General features: G+C 71.5%; 16 protein-coding genes. 7 read left to right on the top strand and 9 right to left on the bottom strand.

What is annotated here, in order from left to right:
- Positions 1-556 precede the first annotated feature (556 nt).
- Positions 557-1,558, bottom strand: coding sequence for a stage II sporulation protein M (locus ABD466_RS16365; RefSeq protein WP_344657907.1), 1,002 nt, complete (start codon positions 1,556-1,558; stop codon positions 557-559).
- Between the two features lie 167 nt (positions 1,559-1,725).
- Between ABD466_RS16365 and ABD466_RS16360 the strand changes: the two genes are divergently transcribed.
- Positions 1,726-2,772 (top strand): RDD family protein, encoded by a 1,047-nt coding sequence (locus ABD466_RS16360; protein ID WP_344657906.1) that lies wholly within the window; start codon positions 1,726-1,728, stop codon positions 2,770-2,772.
- 60 nt (positions 2,773-2,832) lie between these two features.
- Here the strand turns inward: ABD466_RS16360 and ahcY are convergent, their stop codons facing one another.
- The 3 genes from ahcY to ABD466_RS16345 all read right to left on the bottom strand — a co-directional run bounded on the left by ahcY (position 2,833) and on the right by ABD466_RS16345 (position 5,941).
- On the bottom strand, positions 2,833-4,290 hold the full coding sequence (gene ahcY, locus ABD466_RS16355; RefSeq protein ID WP_344657905.1) for an adenosylhomocysteinase: 1,458 nt from the start codon (positions 4,288-4,290) through the stop codon (positions 2,833-2,835).
- Positions 4,291-4,357: 67 nt separating this feature from the next.
- Complete coding sequence (locus ABD466_RS16350) at positions 4,358-4,531, bottom strand: Trm112 family protein (RefSeq protein ID WP_344657904.1); 174 nt, start codon at positions 4,529-4,531, stop codon at positions 4,358-4,360.
- Between the two features lie 45 nt (positions 4,532-4,576).
- Positions 4,577-5,941 carry a phosphomannomutase/phosphoglucomutase gene (locus ABD466_RS16345; protein WP_344657903.1) on the bottom strand — a complete coding sequence of 455 codons (1,365 nt, stop codon included), beginning with the start codon at positions 5,939-5,941 and terminating at the stop codon, positions 4,577-4,579.
- Between the two features lie 215 nt (positions 5,942-6,156).
- Here ABD466_RS16345 and ABD466_RS16340 point away from each other — a divergent pair, with 215 nt between their 5' ends.
- Positions 6,157-6,516: a DUF3499 domain-containing protein gene (locus tag ABD466_RS16340; RefSeq protein WP_344657902.1), complete on the top strand. Its 360-nt coding sequence runs from the start codon at positions 6,157-6,159 to the stop codon at positions 6,514-6,516.
- Positions 6,517-6,622: 106 nt separating this feature from the next.
- Positions 6,623-7,123 (top strand): metallopeptidase family protein, encoded by a 501-nt coding sequence (locus ABD466_RS16335; protein ID WP_344657901.1) that lies wholly within the window; start codon positions 6,623-6,625, stop codon positions 7,121-7,123.
- 82 nt (positions 7,124-7,205) lie between these two features.
- On the opposite strand, the gene ABD466_RS16330 is transcribed toward ABD466_RS16335, so the two are convergent.
- The 3 genes from ABD466_RS16330 to ABD466_RS16320 form a co-directional block, all read right to left on the bottom strand.
- Complete coding sequence (locus tag ABD466_RS16330) at positions 7,206-8,822, bottom strand: DUF5719 family protein (protein WP_344657900.1); 1,617 nt, start codon at positions 8,820-8,822, stop codon at positions 7,206-7,208.
- A 161-nt stretch (positions 8,823-8,983) separates the two neighbouring features.
- Positions 8,984-12,676, bottom strand: coding sequence for a glycosyltransferase family 2 protein (locus ABD466_RS16325; RefSeq protein WP_344657899.1), 3,693 nt, complete (start codon positions 12,674-12,676; stop codon positions 8,984-8,986).
- A gap of 185 nt (positions 12,677-12,861) precedes the next feature.
- The gene (locus ABD466_RS16320; RefSeq protein WP_194896374.1) at positions 12,862-13,119 is read right to left on the bottom strand and encodes a WhiB family transcriptional regulator; all 258 of its coding nucleotides are present in this window, start codon (positions 13,117-13,119) and stop codon (positions 12,862-12,864) included.
- A gap of 475 nt (positions 13,120-13,594) precedes the next feature.
- Here ABD466_RS16320 and ABD466_RS16315 point away from each other — a divergent pair, with 475 nt between their 5' ends.
- Genes ABD466_RS16315 through ABD466_RS16305 form a run of 3 tightly spaced genes read left to right on the top strand, consistent with a single transcriptional unit; the run spans position 13,595 to position 16,059 of the window.
- A complete protein-coding gene (locus ABD466_RS16315) occupies positions 13,595-13,849 on the top strand; it encodes a hypothetical protein (protein WP_344657898.1) in 255 nt (84 codons plus the stop codon).
- Positions 13,850-13,861: 12 nt separating this feature from the next.
- A complete protein-coding gene (cofD, locus tag ABD466_RS16310; protein ID WP_344657897.1) occupies positions 13,862-14,866 on the top strand; it encodes a 2-phospho-L-lactate transferase in 1,005 nt (334 codons plus the stop codon).
- Positions 14,867-14,868: 2 nt separating this feature from the next.
- Positions 14,869-16,059 (top strand): coenzyme F420-0:L-glutamate ligase, encoded by a 1,191-nt coding sequence (locus tag ABD466_RS16305; RefSeq protein WP_344657896.1) that lies wholly within the window; start codon positions 14,869-14,871, stop codon positions 16,057-16,059.
- Here ABD466_RS16305 and ABD466_RS16300 read toward each other — a convergent pair.
- Positions 16,046-16,480, bottom strand: coding sequence for a nuclear transport factor 2 family protein (locus ABD466_RS16300; protein WP_344657895.1), 435 nt, complete (start codon positions 16,478-16,480; stop codon positions 16,046-16,048). The two genes, ABD466_RS16305 and ABD466_RS16300, sit on opposite strands and share 14 nt — an antisense overlap.
- A gap of 111 nt (positions 16,481-16,591) precedes the next feature.
- On the opposite strand from ABD466_RS16300, the gene ABD466_RS16295 reads away from it, so the two are divergent.
- Positions 16,592-17,065, top strand: a complete 474-nt coding sequence (locus ABD466_RS16295) for a MarR family winged helix-turn-helix transcriptional regulator (protein WP_344657894.1) — start codon at positions 16,592-16,594, stop codon at positions 17,063-17,065.
- Here ABD466_RS16295 and ABD466_RS16290 read toward each other — a convergent pair.
- Complete coding sequence (locus tag ABD466_RS16290; protein WP_344657893.1) at positions 17,043-18,089, bottom strand: DNA-3-methyladenine glycosylase family protein; 1,047 nt, start codon at positions 18,087-18,089, stop codon at positions 17,043-17,045. The genes ABD466_RS16295 and ABD466_RS16290 overlap by 23 nt on opposite strands.
- Between the last annotated feature and the right edge of the window lie 12 nt (positions 18,090-18,101).

The raw sequence follows: 18,101 nt of genomic DNA, 5'->3' as shown, positions 1-18,101 counted from the left end.
GCGGACAGATCGTCATCCCCGACGGGGGTCGGAGAGCGTCTGCCTACCATGTGTTCAAGACACTCAGCGCTGGCGCTGAGGTCGCATGGCATCACAATCTGTCACACACTGTTGAGTTCTCAAGAAACAGACGCCCGAACCACCCGTGTCAGAACTTCCGTTCCGACCGCTCGCGACCCGGCGTTGTCAGGTCTTGCTTTGTTTTTCTCTTGTCTTGCTTCGCTTGAGATCTTAGCAGATCCTCTGCGTTTCCCGCAATTTCGCTTTTCGCTTGATTGCGATTACCGGTTGGGGATTCTTTATCCGAACCCTTGCCCCGGCGGCTTGGTTACTCTAGCATGGTTTTTTTGGACTCTCGCCCGTTCACCTGCTTGACAGCAACCCCTCTAACTTACGCTCCCCGAACAGGTGTGTCAACCCGGAGGTCGATGCCGGTTCTTTGGAGGGGAACCCGTTCAGTATGGCACACGTCTGAGGCCCGTTACCAATCGGCGTTGGATACCCATCACTCAGAGGGCTGAAACCATCTGTTCGCTGATCGGACGGACGCCGGCGATCAAGCCCTGGTAGGCAGGGTGTCGCCCCTGTCCGCCCTGGTCACATCGCCGGTTTCGCCCCGCAGTGCGGCGCGTCGACCGATGGAGAACACGTATACCAGGAAGAGTGCTTCCGCCGTGAATCCGATCGTCAGGCGTACCGGGGCGGGTGTATGGCCCGTCACGAATCCCTCGATCGTGCCGGAGACCAGCAGCACGCAAGCCAGACCGAGCGCCATCGTGCCGAGCACGCGGCCCTGCTCCCCCAGCGCCTCTCCGCGGGTGCGCGGTCCCGGCGCGAGGATGGCCCAGGCGATCCGCATTCCGCAGCCGCCGGCGACGAACACCGCGGTGAGCTCCAGCAGGCCGTGCGGGGCGACCAGGGAGAGGAACGTGCCGAACCGGCCGTGGGCGGCCATGAAGCCGCCGTCGATCGCCAGGTTCGCGGTGTTCAGGTACATCGCGACGAAGGGGAAGACCAGGGTCACGCCGCCGAACAGCGCCAGCGCCGACACCCAGGCGTTGTTCACCCACACCTTGAAGCCGAAGGAGCCGGGGCTGAACTCCGTGTAGTACGTCTCGAACCGGCCGCCGGGCTGGAAGACGCCGTTCACCAGATCCGGTGACGCCAGTTCGGTCTGCACCCGCGGGTTCGCGGCTATGTACCAGCCCATGAAGAACGCCGCCACGAGCGACACCACCGCCGTGGCTATCCACCAGTGCCGCGCCCTGTAGAGCGCGGCGGGGAAACCGTCGGTGAAGAAGTACAGGATCTCCTTCCACGCCGGCACCCGCGGACCTGCGATGGCGCCGCGGGCGGTGGCCAGGAGCGACGACAGGTGGCCGACCACCACTGCGTCCGGCACTGCGGACTGCACCACGGAGAGCTGCGTCGCGACCCGCTGATACAGCGCCACCAACTCGTCCGCCTCGGCCCCGTTCAGGGCCCCGCCGCGGTTCGACAACTCGGCCAGGCGGCCCCACTCGGCGTGGTGTGCCGCGGCGTATGCGTCGATGTCCACGTCGGACGACCCCTGCCTCTGCGTGAAGTCTCTGGTCGGAAAACAGTGACGCGCAGCGTCTCCACGGCGGGCGGTGGTGGGAGACGGGTGGGCGAGACTGTGCGCCCACCGTATGAGCGGTCTACGGTTGCCGCAACAACGTCACCGGCGGAGTGGAGTGGACGACCTTGAGCGACCTGGTCATCGGCGAGGGCGTGGCCCTGGACCTGAGGCTCGCGAAGCTGCCGAGCCGGGCCCTGGCCCGGATGCTGGACCTGCTGGTCCAGATCGGGCTGCTGGCCGTGTTCGCCATGGTGCTCGGGCTGGTGTCGGCCACGGTCGACGAAGCGGTGGCCGCCGGGCTCGCGATCGTGATGTCGGTCGCGGTGCTGGTCGGCTACCCGGCGCTGCTGGAGACCGTCACCCGCGGCCGCACCCTGGGCAAGATGGCGCTCGGCCTGCGAGTGGTGCGCGGCGACGGCGGGCCGGTCCGGTTCCGTCACGCCCTGGTGCGCGCGCTCACCGGCGTCTTCGACATCTACCTCACGGCGGGCGTGCTGGCGGTCGTGACGTCCTTCTGCTCGCGACAGGGCCGGCGCACCGGTGACTGGCTGGCCGGGACGGTCGTGGTCCGGGACCGGGCACCGGACGCCGGCGTCAGCGCGGCGGGGATGGCGGCGCTGGCGATGCCGTACCCGCTCCTGGGCTGGGCGCAGCAGCTGGACCTCTCGGTGCTGCCGGACGACCTGGCGCTGGCCGCCCGCCAGTATCTGACGCGGATGCACGAGATGCGGCCGGACGTCGCCGCGCGGATGGGGTACGAGCTCGCGAGCGAGGTCGTACGGTACGTCGCACTGCCGCCTCCGGGCACCCCGCCGTGGGCGTACCTGGCGGCCGTGACCGCGGAACGGCGTGTGCGGCAGATGCGGGCCGTGGACATGGAACGGCGGGCCGCCTGGGAACGGGCGCAGGCGCAGAATCCGGCCTACGCCGGGGCGGGACGAACGGTCGGCGGGGCTCCGGCCGCGCCGGCGTGGCAGGGACCTGCGGACCCTCAGCTGGCGCAGTTGCCGACACCGCCGGTCCAGGACCGGGCCCCGGAGCCGGTGGCCGATCGAGAACCGGACCACGCGCCGGACCATGTAACGGAGCAGGTGACGGGCCACGCGCCGGACCAGGTGGTGCCCGAGAGCATCACCACCCCGGACGACGGAGGCTTCAAGCCGCCGCAGTGACCACCCCCAGACGACGAAGAGGCCGGCCCCTCGGGACCGGCCTCTTCTCGTGCTTCGTGCTCAGTACCGGTAGTGGTCCGGCTTGTACGGGCCCTCGACCTGCACGCCGATGTACGCGGCCTGCTCCGGCGACAGCTTCGTCAGCTTCACACCGAGCGCGTCCAGGTGCAGCCGCGCCACCTTCTCGTCCAGGTGCTTCGGCAGCACGTACACGCCGACCGGGTACTCGGCGGTCTTGGTGAACAGCTCGATCTGCGCGATCACCTGGTTGGTGAACGAGTTCGACATCACGAAGCTGGGGTGGCCGGTGGCGTTGCCCAGGTTCAGCAGCCGGCCCTCGGACAGCACGATGATGGTCTTGCCGTCCGGGAAGGTCCAGGTGTGCACCTGCGGCTTGACCTCGGTCTTCACCACGCCCGGGACCTTGGCCAGGCCGGCCATGTCGATCTCGTTGTCGAAGTGGCCGATGTTGCCGACGATCGCCTGGTGCTTCATCTCGGCCATGTCCGCGGCCATGATGATGTCCTTGTTGCCCGTGGCCGTGACGAAGATGTCGGCGGTGCCCACCACGTCCTCGAGGGTGGCCACCTGGAACCCGTCCATCGCCGCCTGCAGCGCGCAGATCGGGTCCACCTCGGTGACGATCACCCGCGCGCCCTGGCCGCGCAGCGACTCCGCGCAGCCCTTGCCGACGTCGCCGTAGCCGCAGACCACCGCGACCTTGCCGCCGATCAGCACGTCGGTGGCCCGGTTGATGCCGTCGATCAGCGAGTGGCGGCAGCCGTACTTGTTGTCGAACTTGCTCTTGGTGACCGAGTCGTTGACGTTGATCGCCGGGAAGAGCAGCGAGCCCTCCTTGGCCATCTCGTACAGCCGGTGCACGCCGGTGGTGGTCTCCTCGGTGACGCCCTTGATCCGCTCGCCGATGGCGGTCCAGCGGTTGCCGTCCTCGGGCAGCGAGCGGCGCAGCAGAGCCAGGAAGACCTGCCACTCCTCGCTGTCGGAGGCCGAGGCGTCCGGCACCGCGCCGGCCTTCTCGAACTCGGTGCCCTTGTGGACCAGCATGGTGGCGTCGCCGCCGTCGTCCAGGATCATGTTCGGACCGGTGTTGCCGTCGCCGGCGTCCGGCCAGCGGAGCATCTGCTCCGTGCACCACCAGTACTCCTCCAGCGTCTCGCCCTTCCAGGCGAAGACCGGGATGCCGGCGGGCTCCTCGGGCGTGCCGCCGCCGACGACGACGGCCGCGGCGGCGTGGTCCTGGGTGGAGAAGATGTTGCAGGAGGCCCAGCGCACCTCGGCGCCGAGGGCCGCGAGGGTCTCGATGAGCACCGCGGTCTGCACGGTCATGTGCAGCGAGCCCGAGATGCGGGCGCCGCGCAGCGGCTGGGCGTCCGCGTACTCGGCGCGGATCGCCATCAGCCCGGGCATCTCGTGCTCGGCGAGGGTGATCTCCTTGCGGCCGAACTCGGCCAGGGACAGGTCAGCGACCTTGTAGTCGCTCGGAGTGAGGACGCTCACGGCGTTTCTCCTGTTTCGTCGGCTGACGTTGCGTTATCGAATGTAGCGGGTGGTGAGGACGGCGGGCCTACGCGGCCTTGCGGGCCTCGTCGATCAGCAGCACCGGGATGCCGTCGCGGACCGGGTAGACCAGACCGCACTCGGGGTCGGTGCACGCCAGCTCGGTGGCGTCGGCCTCCTCGCGCAGCGGGGCGTGGCATTTGGGGCAGGCCAGGATCTCCAGGAGGGAGGGCTCGATCACGGAGGTCTCCTTGTCGGGTCGGATCGGAAGGTGGGCGGTCCGGGCTCAGGCCCGGATCAGGGCCAGGACCTCGTCGCGCAGCGCGGCCACCGCGTCCGCGTCGGCGGCCTCGACGTTCAGCCGCAGCAGCGGCTCGGTGTTCGACGGCCGCACGTTGAACCACCAGCCCTCGCCGGTGACGGTCAGACCGTCCAGCTCGTCCACGGTGACGCCGGGACGGGACTCGAACGCCGCCCGCACCGCGGCGGTCCGCCCGGCCTGGTCGGCGACCTCGCTGTTGATCTCGCCGGAGGCCGCGTACCGCGAGAAGTCGGCGGCCAGCTCGGACAGCGGCTTGTCCTGCCCGCCGAGCGCGGCCAGCACGTGCATCGCGGCCAGCATGCCGGTGTCGGCCTTCCAGAAGTCCTGGAAGTAGTAGTGCGCCGAGTGCTCCCCGCCGAAGACCGCGCCGGTGCGGGCCATCTCCTGCTTGATGAAGGAGTGGCCGACCCGGGTCCGGACCGGGACGCCGCCGTGCTCGCGCACGATCTCCGGCACCGCCGCCGAGGTGATCAGGTTGTGGATGACGGTCGCGCCCGGGTGCTTGGCCAGCTCGCGCACCGCCACCAGCGCCGTGACGGTGGACGGCGACACCGGCTCGCCCCGCTCGTCGACCACGAAGCAGCGGTCGGCGTCGCCGTCGAAGGCCAGGCCCAGGTCCGCGCCGTGCTCCACGACCGCCTTCTGCAGGTCCACGAGGTTCTTCGGGTCCAGCGGGTTCGCCTCGTGGTTCGGGAACGTGCCGTCCAGCTCGAAGTAGAGGTCGACGACCTCCAGCGGCAGCCCCTGGAACACGGTCGGCACGGTGTGCCCGCCCATGCCGTTGGCGGCGTCCACGACGACCTTCAACGGACGGATCCCGGACAGGTCCACCAGTTTGTTCAGGTACGCGGCGTACTCGGCGAGCATGTCGCGCTCGGTGACCGTGCCGGCCTTGTCGACCGCCGGCGGCTCGGCGCCGCCGAGGATCGCCTGGGCGTTCTCCCGGATCTCCACCAGGCCGGACTCCTGCCCGATCGGCGCGGCCCCGGCCTTGCACATCTTGATGCCGTTGTACTTCGCCGGGTTGTGGCTGGCGGTGAACATCGCCCCGGGCATGTCCAGCGCGCCGGACGCGAAGTACAGCAGGTCGGTGGACGCCAGGCCGATGTCGACGACGTCCACACCCCGGGACGCCGCACCGCGGGCGAAGGCCGCGGCCAGGGCCGGCGAACTGGGCCGCATGTCGTATCCGACGACCACGGTCGGGGCGCCGGCGAACGCGGCGAAGGCGGCCCCGAGGGCCTCGGTGTCGCTCTCGTCGAGCTGGTCGGGGACCACGCCCCGGACGTCGTACGCCTTCACGATGAGGGACAAGTCGTGCCCGGCCACTATCTCCCGCTTTCAGAATCAGGACGCATGCCGGCGCATGCGCGGGTCAGTCGATAACCACGGTGCCACGTCGCGGTCGACGCGCCGTCGAGCCTATCTCGGCGGGCTCTCCGGACCCGCATGCGGACGGCCGGGACCACCACCCGGACGACCCAGGACACGACCTAGGGCGTGCCAGTGTTCCAACCGGCCCGCCAAGCGCTAATCTCCACCAAGTGAGCCCAGCCCGCAGATGTTCGCGAACCGCGTGTAGCCGTCCGGCCGTCACGACGCTCACGTACGTGTACGCGGACTCCACCGCCGTCCTCGGCCCCCTGGCCGCCTATATCGAGCCGCACAGCTATGACCTGTGCGCCGAGCACTCCCAGCGGCTCACCGCCCCGCGCGGCTGGGCCGTCCTGCGCCTGGCGGAACCGGACCCGGGCCCCCTCCAGCCGTCCTCCGACGACCTCGAGGCCCTGGCCAACGCCGTCCGCGAGGCCGCCCGCCGCCCCCACGACCGCGACGGGGCCGACGCGGCCCTCCTCGCCCGTCCCCGCACCCACCTCCGCGCCCTCCCCGACCCCGACGCGTGAGACGGGTGTGACCACCGAGGGTGGACCAGACCCCCGGGACCATCACACACAGCAACATCACCGGCGAAATCCCAGGTCGTCGCCCCGTGTCCACGACACGTCCGGAATGACTGTCGCCGAGCGCCGCATCCCCGGTTACGCTCGACCCGTGCCCACCACAGCCTCGATCAGGTCGGGGGCCGGGCAGGAGCCCCGCCGCCGGAAGCACACACGCGACCGGCGGGGGCGGGGACTGCGCGGCCCGCTGGCGCCACCCCAAGTCCCCCTGGCCCTCACCCGCGCGGAACAGTTCGACGAACTGGTCCTCGACGCCGTGGAACGCCTCGAACGCCGCTGGCCCCGGCTGGCCGAGATCGAACTGGCCGTCGAGGAGGTGCCGCCGGCCGACGCCGAGCACTGGAGCGACGAGGTGGTGCCCCTGGGCCGGGTGATCGCGGACCGCCCGGGCGAGCCGGTGCGGATCGTGATCTACCGGCGGCCGGTCGAGGCCCGCGCGGCGGGTCGGCCGGAGCTGGCCGATCTGGTGTACGAAGTGGTCGTGGAACAGGTCGCCGAGCTGATGGGTGTCGAGCCGGACGACGTCGACCAGGGACGGGACGAGGATTAGGGCTTCCCAGCAGGCGGATCGGGGCTTCCCGGCAGAAGGCGGCTACCAGCTCACGAGCTGGTAGCCGCCAACGGTTCGGTCCCTATCTGCGCACCGCCCCCGACAGGTCGCCCGCGACCGGCGGCACCGCCACCAGCACTCTCGCGTCCACCAGGTTCTGCACCGTCGCCTGGATCCCGCCCTTGTTCGGCGCGTCCGTCAGGACTCGCGCCCCGTACACCGGATCCCCGCCGGCCTGCGGCTGCACGATCGCCGTGAACCATCCGGTCGCCTTCGGCACGTACGCGACCGTGCTGTTGGCGGCCACCTGGACCGTGTCCGTCGTCGGCTTGTTGTCCTGGCCGATCGTCGTCACCTGCACCGTGGCGCCCTTGTCGCCCGCGGCCGTCAGCTGCAGCACGGTCTTCGCCGGGCCGCCGATGTTGCTGTCCGGGATGATCGCCTGCCCCGTCACCGAGCCGGCCGGCGAGAGGTACGCGGTGTCCTGTGTGTTGCTCTTCTGATCGGTCTCGACCAGGCGGACGCCCGCGACGAACGGCCCGCCGCTCCCGACCACCTGCAGCGTGGCCGCCTCGTCCGGGTCCTTCAGCGCGTCCTTCATGTCCACCACGATCGTGTGACCCGGTGTGAGACTCAACGGCTCGTCGCGCTTGGTGTACCCCTGCGCGGCGTCGGTCGTCTGCCCCGACAGCTCGATGCGGCCGCTCTTCCCGAACCAGTACATGTGATCGATCGACACCGGCTTGTCGCTCGTCGCCGTCAGCACCAGGTCGAACTTGCTCAGCGTCTGGCCCGGCGCCGGGACGCCGGGGATCGTCTGCGTCATCTGCTGCGCCTGGTTCGGCCCCAGCGCCGGGATGAAGTCGAACCCGCGCCCGTCCTTCGCGCCGTTCTGCGCCCGGTCCCAGTCCAGCACCTGTGCCGCGACCCGCCCCTGCGTGGTCGTCACGTGCACGCTCGCGACGCCGGTCTTCGGGGTGTTGCCGGCCAGGGCCGTGCTCAGCAGGTACTGCATCGACGTCTTCGGCAGCACCGTGATGTCGTGCCCGACCGTGCCGGTGTCGATCTGGCCGTCCGGCCCGTAGAACGTCATGTTCACGGTCGCCGGAGCGGTGTCGGTGTTCGCCAGCTCCAGGTACGAGTCCCGCTCGGTGTTGCCGATCGAGACGCCGGCGAACCAGAAGTCCGTCCCCGGCGTCGTGCAGGCCGACGCCGCCAGCCCGCGCTTCGAGCCGGAGTCGCTGCGCAGCAGTTCGCTCGCCGTGAAACCGGGCGCATTCGAACCGCTGGCCTGGATCACCAGCGGCACCGGATGCGGCAGCCCGGCGTCGTCGGCCACCATGGTGAACTGCGTCACCTGGGACGACGTCGACCTCGTCCCCACGGGCCCGATCTTCAACGGGGCGAAGGCCTTGCCGTCGATGTACTGCACCGTGGCCCCGTCGGCCACGGTCCCACCGGCGGCGGTACCGCTGCCGGCCGGCGAAGCGCCACCCGGGCTGAACGTGGTGAGGGTCGTCGAAGTGTCGGCACCGGAGCCGATCTCCCCCTGGCACACGCCGGTGGCACTGCCGACAGGCAGGTTCCGCGACGAAGTCTGCGTGATAGCGGCCGGATTCTTGTCACGCGTCGAGAACCCATAACCGAGGCCCGCGAGCAGCACGACGGCCACCACCCCGAGCGCCCCGAACGTCCCCACCGGTGACGTCCGCCGCTGGGCCAGCGCCCGCGCACGCGCAGAAGTGACACGGGTCGGCGCACCGGCAGCAGGCCCGGGTGTGGAAGCAGCCGTATTAGCAGCGCCCGGAGTACGCGCCGGGCGCCCCTTGCCACCAGGCCTTGAAGGACGGGTCGGCCGGGTCATCGGTAGCCTCCCTGCCGGTAGTCATCGGTATCGAAATCAGGACGCTCGTACTCGCCGCTGCCAGGCCGCAGGTACCCGCCGTATTCCTCTGGCTGCTGCTGCCCGTACGGATCCGGGTGCTGCCCATAAGAATCGTGCTGCTGGCTGTACGGATCGGGATACTGACCATACGAATCGTCCTGCTGCGCATACGGGTCGGGCTGCTGCGCGTAAGGATCCGGCTGGGCGTAGGGATCGGCCTGCTGGGCGTACTGCTCCTGATACGACGGGTACTCCGTCTCCCCCGAGTACTCCGTCGCATATACGTGAGCCGGAGCGGGTTCCTCGTACTCTTCGTACTCCTCCTGCCGCTCCTCCAGCCCCTCGGCGTCGAACTCCGAGGCTTGGGCGGGCACCGGAGCCGGGGCCGGCACGTAGTCGTCCTGCTCCGGCCCCCCGCTCTCCTCGACCCGGCCACCCGTCGGCAACGCCATGATCAGGGCGAACAGGAAGAACAGGCCCTCGGCCGCGAGCCACGCGGTCCGCGACATGTTCGAGTACGAGACCGTCACGGTCCCGCTCGCGCCGGCCGGCAGTTCGAACCCCTGGGCCCACCCGTCGACCGTCGTCGGCTTCAGCTCCGTCCCGCCCAGCTTCGCCGACCAGTGGCTGTCCGCGTCCTCGGCCAGCACCAGGGTCCGGCCGTCACCGCCGGCGGCCAGCGTCGCCTTCATCGACCGGTCGTCCGCGCTCACCGCCTGCAGCGCCTTCGGATCGTCCGCCCCGGGCCCGCGCAGCGACAGCCGCGCCGCCGGCGTGGCGATCTTCCACAGGTTCACGCCCTCGATCTCCGACTGCCGGTTCAGGCCCGGCGTCGAGTCCAGGATCCGCACGTAGTCCGTGGGCAGTGTCTTCATCCCGACGACGTACCGGATGCCCATGTTCGCGAGCCCCTGCAGCTCGGTCCCGCCGGAGTCGGACAGCAGCCCGCCGACCAGCCCGCTGATGCGGTCCGCGTCCGCCTTCGGCACCTGGTAGTCCGCGTCGCCCAGCGTGGCGCCCGCCCCGCGCACCACGCCGTACCCGATCGCGGTCTGCGCCCCTGAGCTCAGGATCAGCGCCCGCGGCTGGTCCGGCAGCTGCGCCTGCACCGACACGACGGCCGGCCGGAAGTCCGCCTCCGCACGCTGCACCGGCCCGGCGACGCCGTGCGTCACCCACCAGGCGGCCGCGGCCAGCGGGGTCGCCACCGCCGCCAGGGCCACCACCAGCGCGGCCGGCTGGCGCCAGCTCAGGTGCGACACCTGGAAGTAGTTCCGCGCGCCCTCGGCGCCGATCACGGCGGCCACGATCAGGCCGAAGCCGATCGCCGCCGTCGGCACGCCGCTCCACGGCTGCTGGGGCAGTCCGCCGGCCAGGCCGGTCGGGTGCACCTGCAGCGCCAGCAGGCCGGCCGCGAAACCGGCGAGCGCGAGCGTCCAGCCGGCGAAGGTGATCCGGCGGCGCGGGCCGGTGCGGAGCAGACCCGCCAGGCCGGCCAGCAGCAGTCCGCCGGTGAACCAGTACGTGTACGTCCCCGGCCCGCCGGGGTTGGCCAGCAGCAGGTGCGTCGGGTCCGGCTGCCGGCCGGGCACCGGCGGCAGTCCCGGCTCCAACAGGAACGCGGTCGGGTGCTGCACCAGCTGCAGCGACCACGGCATCAGCACCGCGATCGGTGTCACCAGCAGCACCGCGAGCCGGAAGAGCACGGTGGCGAAGTCCGCGGTCGAACGCCAGAAGACGGTCGCCGTGGCGCCCACCGCGAGCAGCGCCGCGAGCAGCCACAGGATCGGGGCGAACGCCATGCCGATCGCGATCGCGAACGCCGCGGGCCACGCCGCGCGAACGGAGCCCTTGCGTCCGGGCCCGCCTATGGCGAGCAGCACGCCGGAGGCCACCAGCGGCAGCAGGATGATCCCGACCGCCGATCCCAGCCGGCCGCCGGAGATCGCCCCGGTCACCGCCGGCAGCACCGCGTAGGCGATGGAGCCCCACACCCGCAGCGGGCTGGACTCGACCGTGCGCTTCAGCACCGTGTAGGCGGTCAGGCCGGACAGCGGCACCGATCCGAGCAGCAGGACCGTCACCGCGAGGCTGGCGTGCCCGAACAGCAGGGTGCCGACCAGGGCCACGATCGCCAGGTACGGCGGCGCCGGCGAGGTGGACCCGGTCCCGACCCCGTGCCAGCCCGAGAAGAAGGCGTGCCACAGGTCCGAGGCCCCGTCGGGTGCGGGCAGCAGCGCACCGCCCATCAGCCGCCCGCCGGTGAGGACCTCCCGCGCGGCGACCATCATCAGCACCGTGAGGGCTATCCACACGAAGTTCCCGGGCATCCGGACGGCGCGGACCAGCCACGGTGTCCCGGAGTCGAAGGACTCGGCCTCCTCGGAGACCGGCCCGGACTCGACGGAGCCCCGCGTCACCTCCTCCTCGCGCTGGTTGCGCGAGCGGAAGCCCTCGAACGCGGCCTCGAAGCTGTGCCGGAAGACCTGCATCCTGGACGGGAACAGGTCGGACAGGTCGACCGGCTGCCGCGCCCGGGTCTTCGCCCGCGCGCGCCGCGCGCGGATGATGCGGTCCATGCGGCCGGCGTAGGCCAGGGCCGCCAGCACCTCGTCGGCCGCCGTGAGCGGCGCCTTGTTGAGCACCAGCCCGATCGCCCGCAGCAGCGACCAGAAGAACAGTCGCAGGAAGGTCAGCGCCGGGAACCGGCCCGGGTGGTTGACGGTCACCGCGTAAAGGGCGTGCTGCCGGTCCTCGAAGTGCGGCCGGGAGACGCCGGCGCTGATCCGCCGCTCGCCGCGGGCCGCCGCCTCGGCGTGCCAGAACACGGCCTTGGGCGCGATCAGCACGTCCCAGCCGGCGTTGTTCACGCGCCAGCAGAAGTCCAGGTCGTCGCGGAACATCGGGATGGCCCGGTCCAGGCCGCGCAGGCGGTCCCAGACCTCGCGCCGGATGAGCATGCCGGCGCTGGACACCGAGAGCACCCGGTCCGGCTCGGCGTGCTGGCCCTGGTCGTGCTCGCCGGCCTCCAGGCCGGTCCAGCGGCGGCCGTCGCTGGTGACGGTGACGCCGACCTCGAGCAGCAGCTCCCGGTCGTACCAGCCGCGGATCTTGGGGCCGACGACACCGGCGTTGGGGTGCGACTCCCCGATCTCCAGCAGGCGCAGCAGCGCGTCCGGGGCGGGCTCGGCGTCGTCGTGCAGCAGCCAGAGCCACTCCACCATGGGCGCGTCGCCGCGGCCGTAGAGCTCGTAGTCGGCGACCGGGGCGGCCTTCAGGGCGTGGTTGACCGCGGTGCCGAAGCCGGTGTTGCGCTTGGCCTGCAGCACCGCCTCCGGGCCGAGGTTCTCGTCCAGGATGGCCAGCGAGTCGTCCTTGGACCCGGTGTCCACGGCGAGGATCCGCTGCGGCGCCCGGAGCTGGCCGAGCAGGCCCTTGAGGGACTCCTCCAGCCAGCGGGCGCCGTCGTGGGCGACGACCACCGCGGTGACCACGTGGTGCGGGAAGGCGTTGACAGCCGCCTCGGCGGCGGCCCGGCGCCGGGCTTCGGCGTCGGCCACGGCGAACTGCCCGGTGCCGCCGGGCTGGGAGCCGTAGGCCCCGGGTGCGGACTGCCCGGGGGCGGACAGGCCGCCGGTCCGGTATCCGGATTCTGGGTACTGGGACATGCTGCGCTGGCACGGCTCCGGTCTCGGCTGATTCCCCGCTCGGGGGCGGACTGAGGGACCACCATACGCGAGGCCGCCGAGACGTCGGCAGGCTATGCCGTTATGCCCGAATTGCGTTCTCCGGCAAGGGGAAACCGTGGGACGGCAGAGTTCTCACACTCCGCCGCCCGGCCCGGCACGCCGGGTCACACGGCGGCGCGCTTGAGCCGCCGGCGCTCCCGCTCGGACAGCCCGCCCCAGATGCCGAACCGCTCGTCGTTGGCCAGCGCGTAGGTGAGGCACTCGGCCTTCACCTCGCAGTTGAGGCAGATCTTCTTCGCCTCCCTCGTCGATCCGCCCTTCTCCGGGAAGAACGACTCGGGATCGGTCTGCGCACACAACGCCCGGGACTGCCAGCCTCGGTCCTCGTCGACCCCGTTGTGGAGCGGGTAGATGCGGTACACCTCGGCGTGGCAAGCCTCGTCCGCGCCCTGTGTGTACTCCGCGGCCTCGGCCACCGCACGCCTCCTGGCCCTACCTGGTCCGCCGGAGAGGAAGATCACTCCCCGTGCGGAGATCATCACGACACGTTTGAAATTACACGCGCGTCATTACCGGGCCGTCAAGCCGGGATCTGGTAGCGACCACGCGATTCACCTGTTGGAGCTAATACGCGACCCGGCATGCGGACCACGCTTGACAGCCACCCCGGCCGCCGGATGAGGTGGAGGCACCATGAACACGCGCATCGTGACCGCCGAGAGCCGCCGGGGCCTGAACCCCGCCGCGGCCGTGGTCACCGCTGCGCGCTCCGCCGCGGGCTCGGCGTCCGAGCCGTGTCGCGGTCTGTGTTGTCGCTGTCGCCGTCACAGCTGACCGACCCACAGACCCGACCCCTCCCGGCCTCGCAGTGCCGGAAGCAATAGCGGAGTACCCCCTATGCCTCGTCAGGCTTCTCCGGCGCCCACCGCCACCATGCCGCGCCCCGCGCACGGCGCCGTTTCCGCGCTCCCCCACGACGCGCTCGCCCCGGACCTCGTCGCCATGTTCCTCGGCGCCACGCCCCACCCGGACATCGTGATACCGGAACCGCGGGTGACCATCGCCGATCTGGCCGCGGCGGCACGGGCCGAAGGCGGTGCGCCGGCGGGCGTGCTCCGGTGGGACGCCGCCGGGCAGCGCTTCGCCTCCTGAAATACTGCCTCCATGCGCATCACAGCCCTTGCCGGAGGCGTCGGCGGAGCCCGTTTCCTCCGCGGCCTCATCGCCGCCACCGCACCGTCCGCGGGTTCCGAACCAGCACAGATCACCGTCGTCGGGAACGTCGGCGACGACATGACGATGCACGGCCTCCGGATCTGCCCGGACCTGGACACGGTCATGTACACGCTGGGCGACGGCATTCACGAGGGCCAGGGCTGGGGCCGCGCCGGCGAGACGTTCGGCGTGGCCGACGAACTGAAGGAGTACGGCGTCGGCCCCGACTGGTTCACGCTCGGCGACAAGGACATCGCCACGCACCTGGTCCGCACGCAGATGCTCGGCGCCGGGTATCCGCTGTCTGCGGTGACCGAGGCGCTGTGCACCCGCTGGAAGCTGCCGGTGCGGCTGCTGCCGTCCACCGACGAGCGGGTCGAGACGCACGTCGTGATCGACGACGCCGAGGCGCCGGGCGGGCGCCGCGCGGTGCACTTCCAGGAGTACTGGGTCAGGATGCACGCGCCCGACGCGCGCGCCGTCGTGTCCGTCGGCGTGGAGGACTCCAAGCCGGCACCCGGCGTGCTGGCGGCGATCGCCGAGGCGGACGTGATCGTGCTGCCGCCGTCGAACCCGGTGGTGTCGATCGGCACCATTCTGCAGATCCCGGGCATGCGGCAGGCCGTGGCCGATGCCGAGGCGCCGGTGGTCGGGCTGTCGCCGATCGTCGGCGGCGGACCGGTGCGCGGCATGGCGGACAAGGTGCTGGAGGCCGTCGGCGTGGAGGTCTCGGCGGCCGCGGTCGCCAAGCACTACGGTGCCGACCTGCTGGACGGCTGGCTGGTCGACGTGGACGCGGACCGCGCGGCGGTCGAGGAGGTGGAGGCCGCCGGCATCGCGTGCCGCGCGGTCCCGCTCATGATGTCCTCGCCGGAAGCGACGCAGGCGATGGCCCAGGCCGCGCTCGACCTGGCCGGCGAGATCGCGGCCCGCTCCGCCCGGCCGGCGGTCTAGCCGTGGCCGGCGCCGCCTACACGGTGCACGCCGTTCCCGGGATCCCCGAGGTGGGGCCGGGCGATGATGTGGCGGCGCTGATCGACGCCGCGCTGAGCGCGTCGGGCCTGGGGCTGCGGGACGGCGACATCCTGTGCGTCACGTCCAAGATCCTGTCCAAGGCCGAGGGGCGGCTCGTCCGCGCCGACGACCGCGAGGCCGCGATAGACGCCGAGATGGTGCGCCTGGTGGCACGGCGTGGTCCGACGCGGATCGTCCAGACCCGGCACGGGTTCGTGATGGCGGCGGCCGGTGTGGACGCCTCCAACACCCCGGCCGGGACGGTGCTGCTGCTGCCCGAGGACCCCGACGGTTCGGCGCGGGAGCTGGCCGACGCGCTGCGGGCCCGGTACCGGGTGGCGGTCGGGGTCGTCGTCACCGACACCTTCGGACGGCCCTGGCGCGAGGGACAGACGGACGTCGCCATCGGCTGCGCGTACGTCGACGCGCTGGTGGACCACCGCGGGAGCACCGACACGTTCGGCAACGAGCTGCAGGTGACCGCGGCCGCGGTGGTGGACGAGCTGGCCGCGGCGGGCGAGGTGGTCAAGGGCAAGGCCGACGGGGTCCCGGTGGCGCTGATCCGCGGGCTGCCCGAGTTGGTGACGCCCGAGCCCGGACCGGGCGTCCGTCCCCTGATCCGTTCCGCGGAGAACGACATGTTCTCGCTGGGGACGTCGGAGGCCATGCGGGAAGCGGTGCTGCGCCGCCGGGACTCGGAGTCGTTCACGGCGGATCCTGTCTCCGGGGACGTCGTCCGGCGCGCGGTCGCCGCCGCCGTGACGGCTCCTTCGCCCGAAGGCACGGAGCCGCGGTTCGTCCTCCTGGAGTCGGAGACCGCGAGGAAGGATCTCGCCGGCACCTTGGCCGACGCCGTGTTGGAGCGCGCCCCGTATCTGGTGGTGCCCTGTCGCCTCGCTAATACGGAGTTCGCCGTGGCGTCTCTGGGAGCCGCTGTGGAGAACTTCCTAGTCGCGCTCTCCGCCGAGGGCCTGGGTGCTACATGGCGTCCTGCTGACGCGACCGTCTTGAGAGGACATCTGGAGCTGCCCGCTCAATGGGAGCCGCTGGGCGTGATCGCCGTGGGGAAGCCCACGGAAGCACCCCCTCAGCAGCTTCCGCGGGATCCCCGTTCCTTCATCACTGTGCGCTGACGGCAGCCTCGACCCGGAACCTGGGCTCGACGGTCAGCTCGCTGATCCGCCAGCCGCCGGTGGTGCGCACCACCTTGTTCCGGTACAGGCCGGTGAGCACGCGCTCCGGGCGCGGGTCGGCCTCGTGGCCGAACGAGCCGGTCACGTAGGCGCGGATGCTGCCGGCGTCGCCGTCGACTTCGACCAGCACGCTCGTGAACTGGTGGGTCAGGCGGTCGTAGTCCTCGTGGTTGCGGCGCGCCTGGGCGACCAGGGCGTCGCGGCCGTTCTGGGTGCCGCCGGGCGTGGTCCCGACGACGTCCTCGGTGAACAGCTCGTGCAGTTCGTCGAAGCGGTGCTCGTCCAGGCACCGTCCCAGCTTGACGAACAGGTCGGTGATCTCCGCGCGGTCCGCGAGGGTCTGGATGTCGTAGCCGGTCATGATCCGCTCCCCGGAATTACCGTTGGTTTGACCAACGTTTTCGTTGGTGAGACCAATGTTGGTCCGGCCAACCATTCCTGTCAACCCCGGACCCGGAAGTAGGCTGCGCCCATGGATCCGCGCACCATGCCCGTCCGCCTCCGCGGCCTCGCGACCTGGCTGTTGGGGCAGTCCTCGAACCAGGGCCACCGCCTGATCGGCGAGCGGATGCACGCCGCCGGCGTCACCAGCCGCTCGTACTACTCGCTGCTCGCCGCGCTCGCCGAGAGCGGGCCGACGAGCCAGGCCGACCTGGGGCGGCGCGTGGGACTGGACCGCAGCGACGTCACCGCGGCGGTCACCGACCTGGAGGAACGGGGCTTCCTCGGACGGACCCCGGACCCGGCCGACCGCCGGCGCAACCTCGTGCGGATCACCGACAGCGGGACGGAGTTCCTGGCAGAGCTCGACGCGGAGGTGGCCGCGGCCCAGGAGGAGTTGCTGGCCCCCCTGACGCCGCAGGAGCGGGAGGCCCTGCTCGCGATGCTGGTGCGGGTGGTCGAGCACCACACCGGGCTGAAGCTCAGCGATACAGCAGAGCGCTGACCCGGTAGCGGTGGCCGCGATAGGGCTCCAGGAGCTCCAACATGCGGTCGTCGTCCCACTTCATCGTGGGGTCGCCGAGCACGCCGCACACGATGCGCGGCAGGTGGAGGTCGCCGACCGAGACGGCGTCGGCGTCCCCGTGCGCGCGGTGCATCACCTCGGCCGCGGTCCACACGCCGATGCCGGGGACGGTGCGGATCCGGCGCGCGGCCTCGTCACGCTCCATCCCGACGGTCTCCTCCAGCCGGGCCGCGACGCGGGTCGCGCCGAGGATCGCGTGGGAGCGCTTGCCGTCCACACCGGCGCGGATCCACTCCCAGGACGGGATCAGGGCCCACTCGCGCGGTGACGGCGAGACGTGCAGCCGCACGTCGGCCGGTGCGCCCGGGGCGGGGATGCCGTAGCGGCGCACCAGAACCTGGTAGGCCCGGTGGGCCTCCTGGACCGTGACGCGCTGCTCCAGCACCGCCGGGACCATCGCGTCCCAGACCCGGCCGCTGCGGATGACGCGCAGGCCGGCGTTGCGGCGCAGCGACTGGATGAGCTGAACGTTGCCCTGGGCCCGCACGAGTTCGGCGAACTCGGCGCGGACCTGCTCGGTGTCGCCGAGGCCGAGCAGGTCGGGCAGGGTCCCGACGAGCCAGCCCGCGCCGGGGCCCCAGGCCTCGGCCTCGACGGTCTCCGGCGTCGCACGCCGCAGGCGCAGGGTGCCGGGGTCGCCGGCCGGGGTCCGGCAGCCGAGCCACAGGGAGCCGTCGGGAGTGCGACGGAAGGTGGGGTCGCCCCCGCCGCGGCGCAGGGTGCCGACGGAGGCGGAAAGGTCGTAAGCGGCGTCGACCGGAAGGGTCACGCGGACTTCGGGTTCGACGGCCGCGACAGGTGCGGCGGCAGGAGTCCGCGACGCCGAGCGGGCAGACGGGACGAACGGCCGGCGGGACGGGCGCCGGTACGCGTCGGCGGCGGCGCCGCCGCTGCGCCCCTTCCGAGCAGCCCAGACCGCCCGGATGTCCTCGTCGTCTGTCATGGCGCGGGTCAG

Origin of the sequence: Catenulispora subtropica (assembly GCF_039531675.1) — a bacterium.
Taxonomy (GTDB): domain Bacteria; phylum Actinomycetota; class Actinomycetes; order Streptomycetales; family Catenulisporaceae; genus Catenulispora; species Catenulispora subtropica.
The sequence above is the reverse complement of the archived record's forward strand: the minus strand, read 5'-3'. Positions and strand labels throughout refer to the sequence as shown.

Bases quoted from the DNA above. Each gene is read 5' to 3' on its own strand.
- ABD466_RS16335 (WP_344657901.1), top strand. From the start codon at position 6,623: ATGACTGTCGCCGAGCGCCGCATCCCCGGTTACGCTCGACCCGTGCCC.
- ABD466_RS16325 (WP_344657899.1), bottom strand. From the start codon at position 12,676: ATGTCCCAGTACCCAGAATCCGGATACCGGACCGGCGGCCTGTCCGCC.
- ABD466_RS16315 (WP_344657898.1), top strand. From the start codon at position 13,595: ATGCCTCGTCAGGCTTCTCCGGCGCCCACCGCCACCATGCCGCGCCCC.
- cofD (WP_344657897.1), top strand. From the start codon at position 13,862: ATGCGCATCACAGCCCTTGCCGGAGGCGTCGGCGGAGCCCGTTTCCTC.
- ABD466_RS16300 (WP_344657895.1), bottom strand. From the start codon at position 16,480: ATGACCGGCTACGACATCCAGACCCTCGCGGACCGCGCGGAGATCACC.
- ABD466_RS16295 (WP_344657894.1), top strand. From the start codon at position 16,592: ATGGATCCGCGCACCATGCCCGTCCGCCTCCGCGGCCTCGCGACCTGG.
- ABD466_RS16290 (WP_344657893.1), bottom strand. From the start codon at position 18,089: ATGACAGACGACGAGGACATCCGGGCGGTCTGGGCTGCTCGGAAGGGG.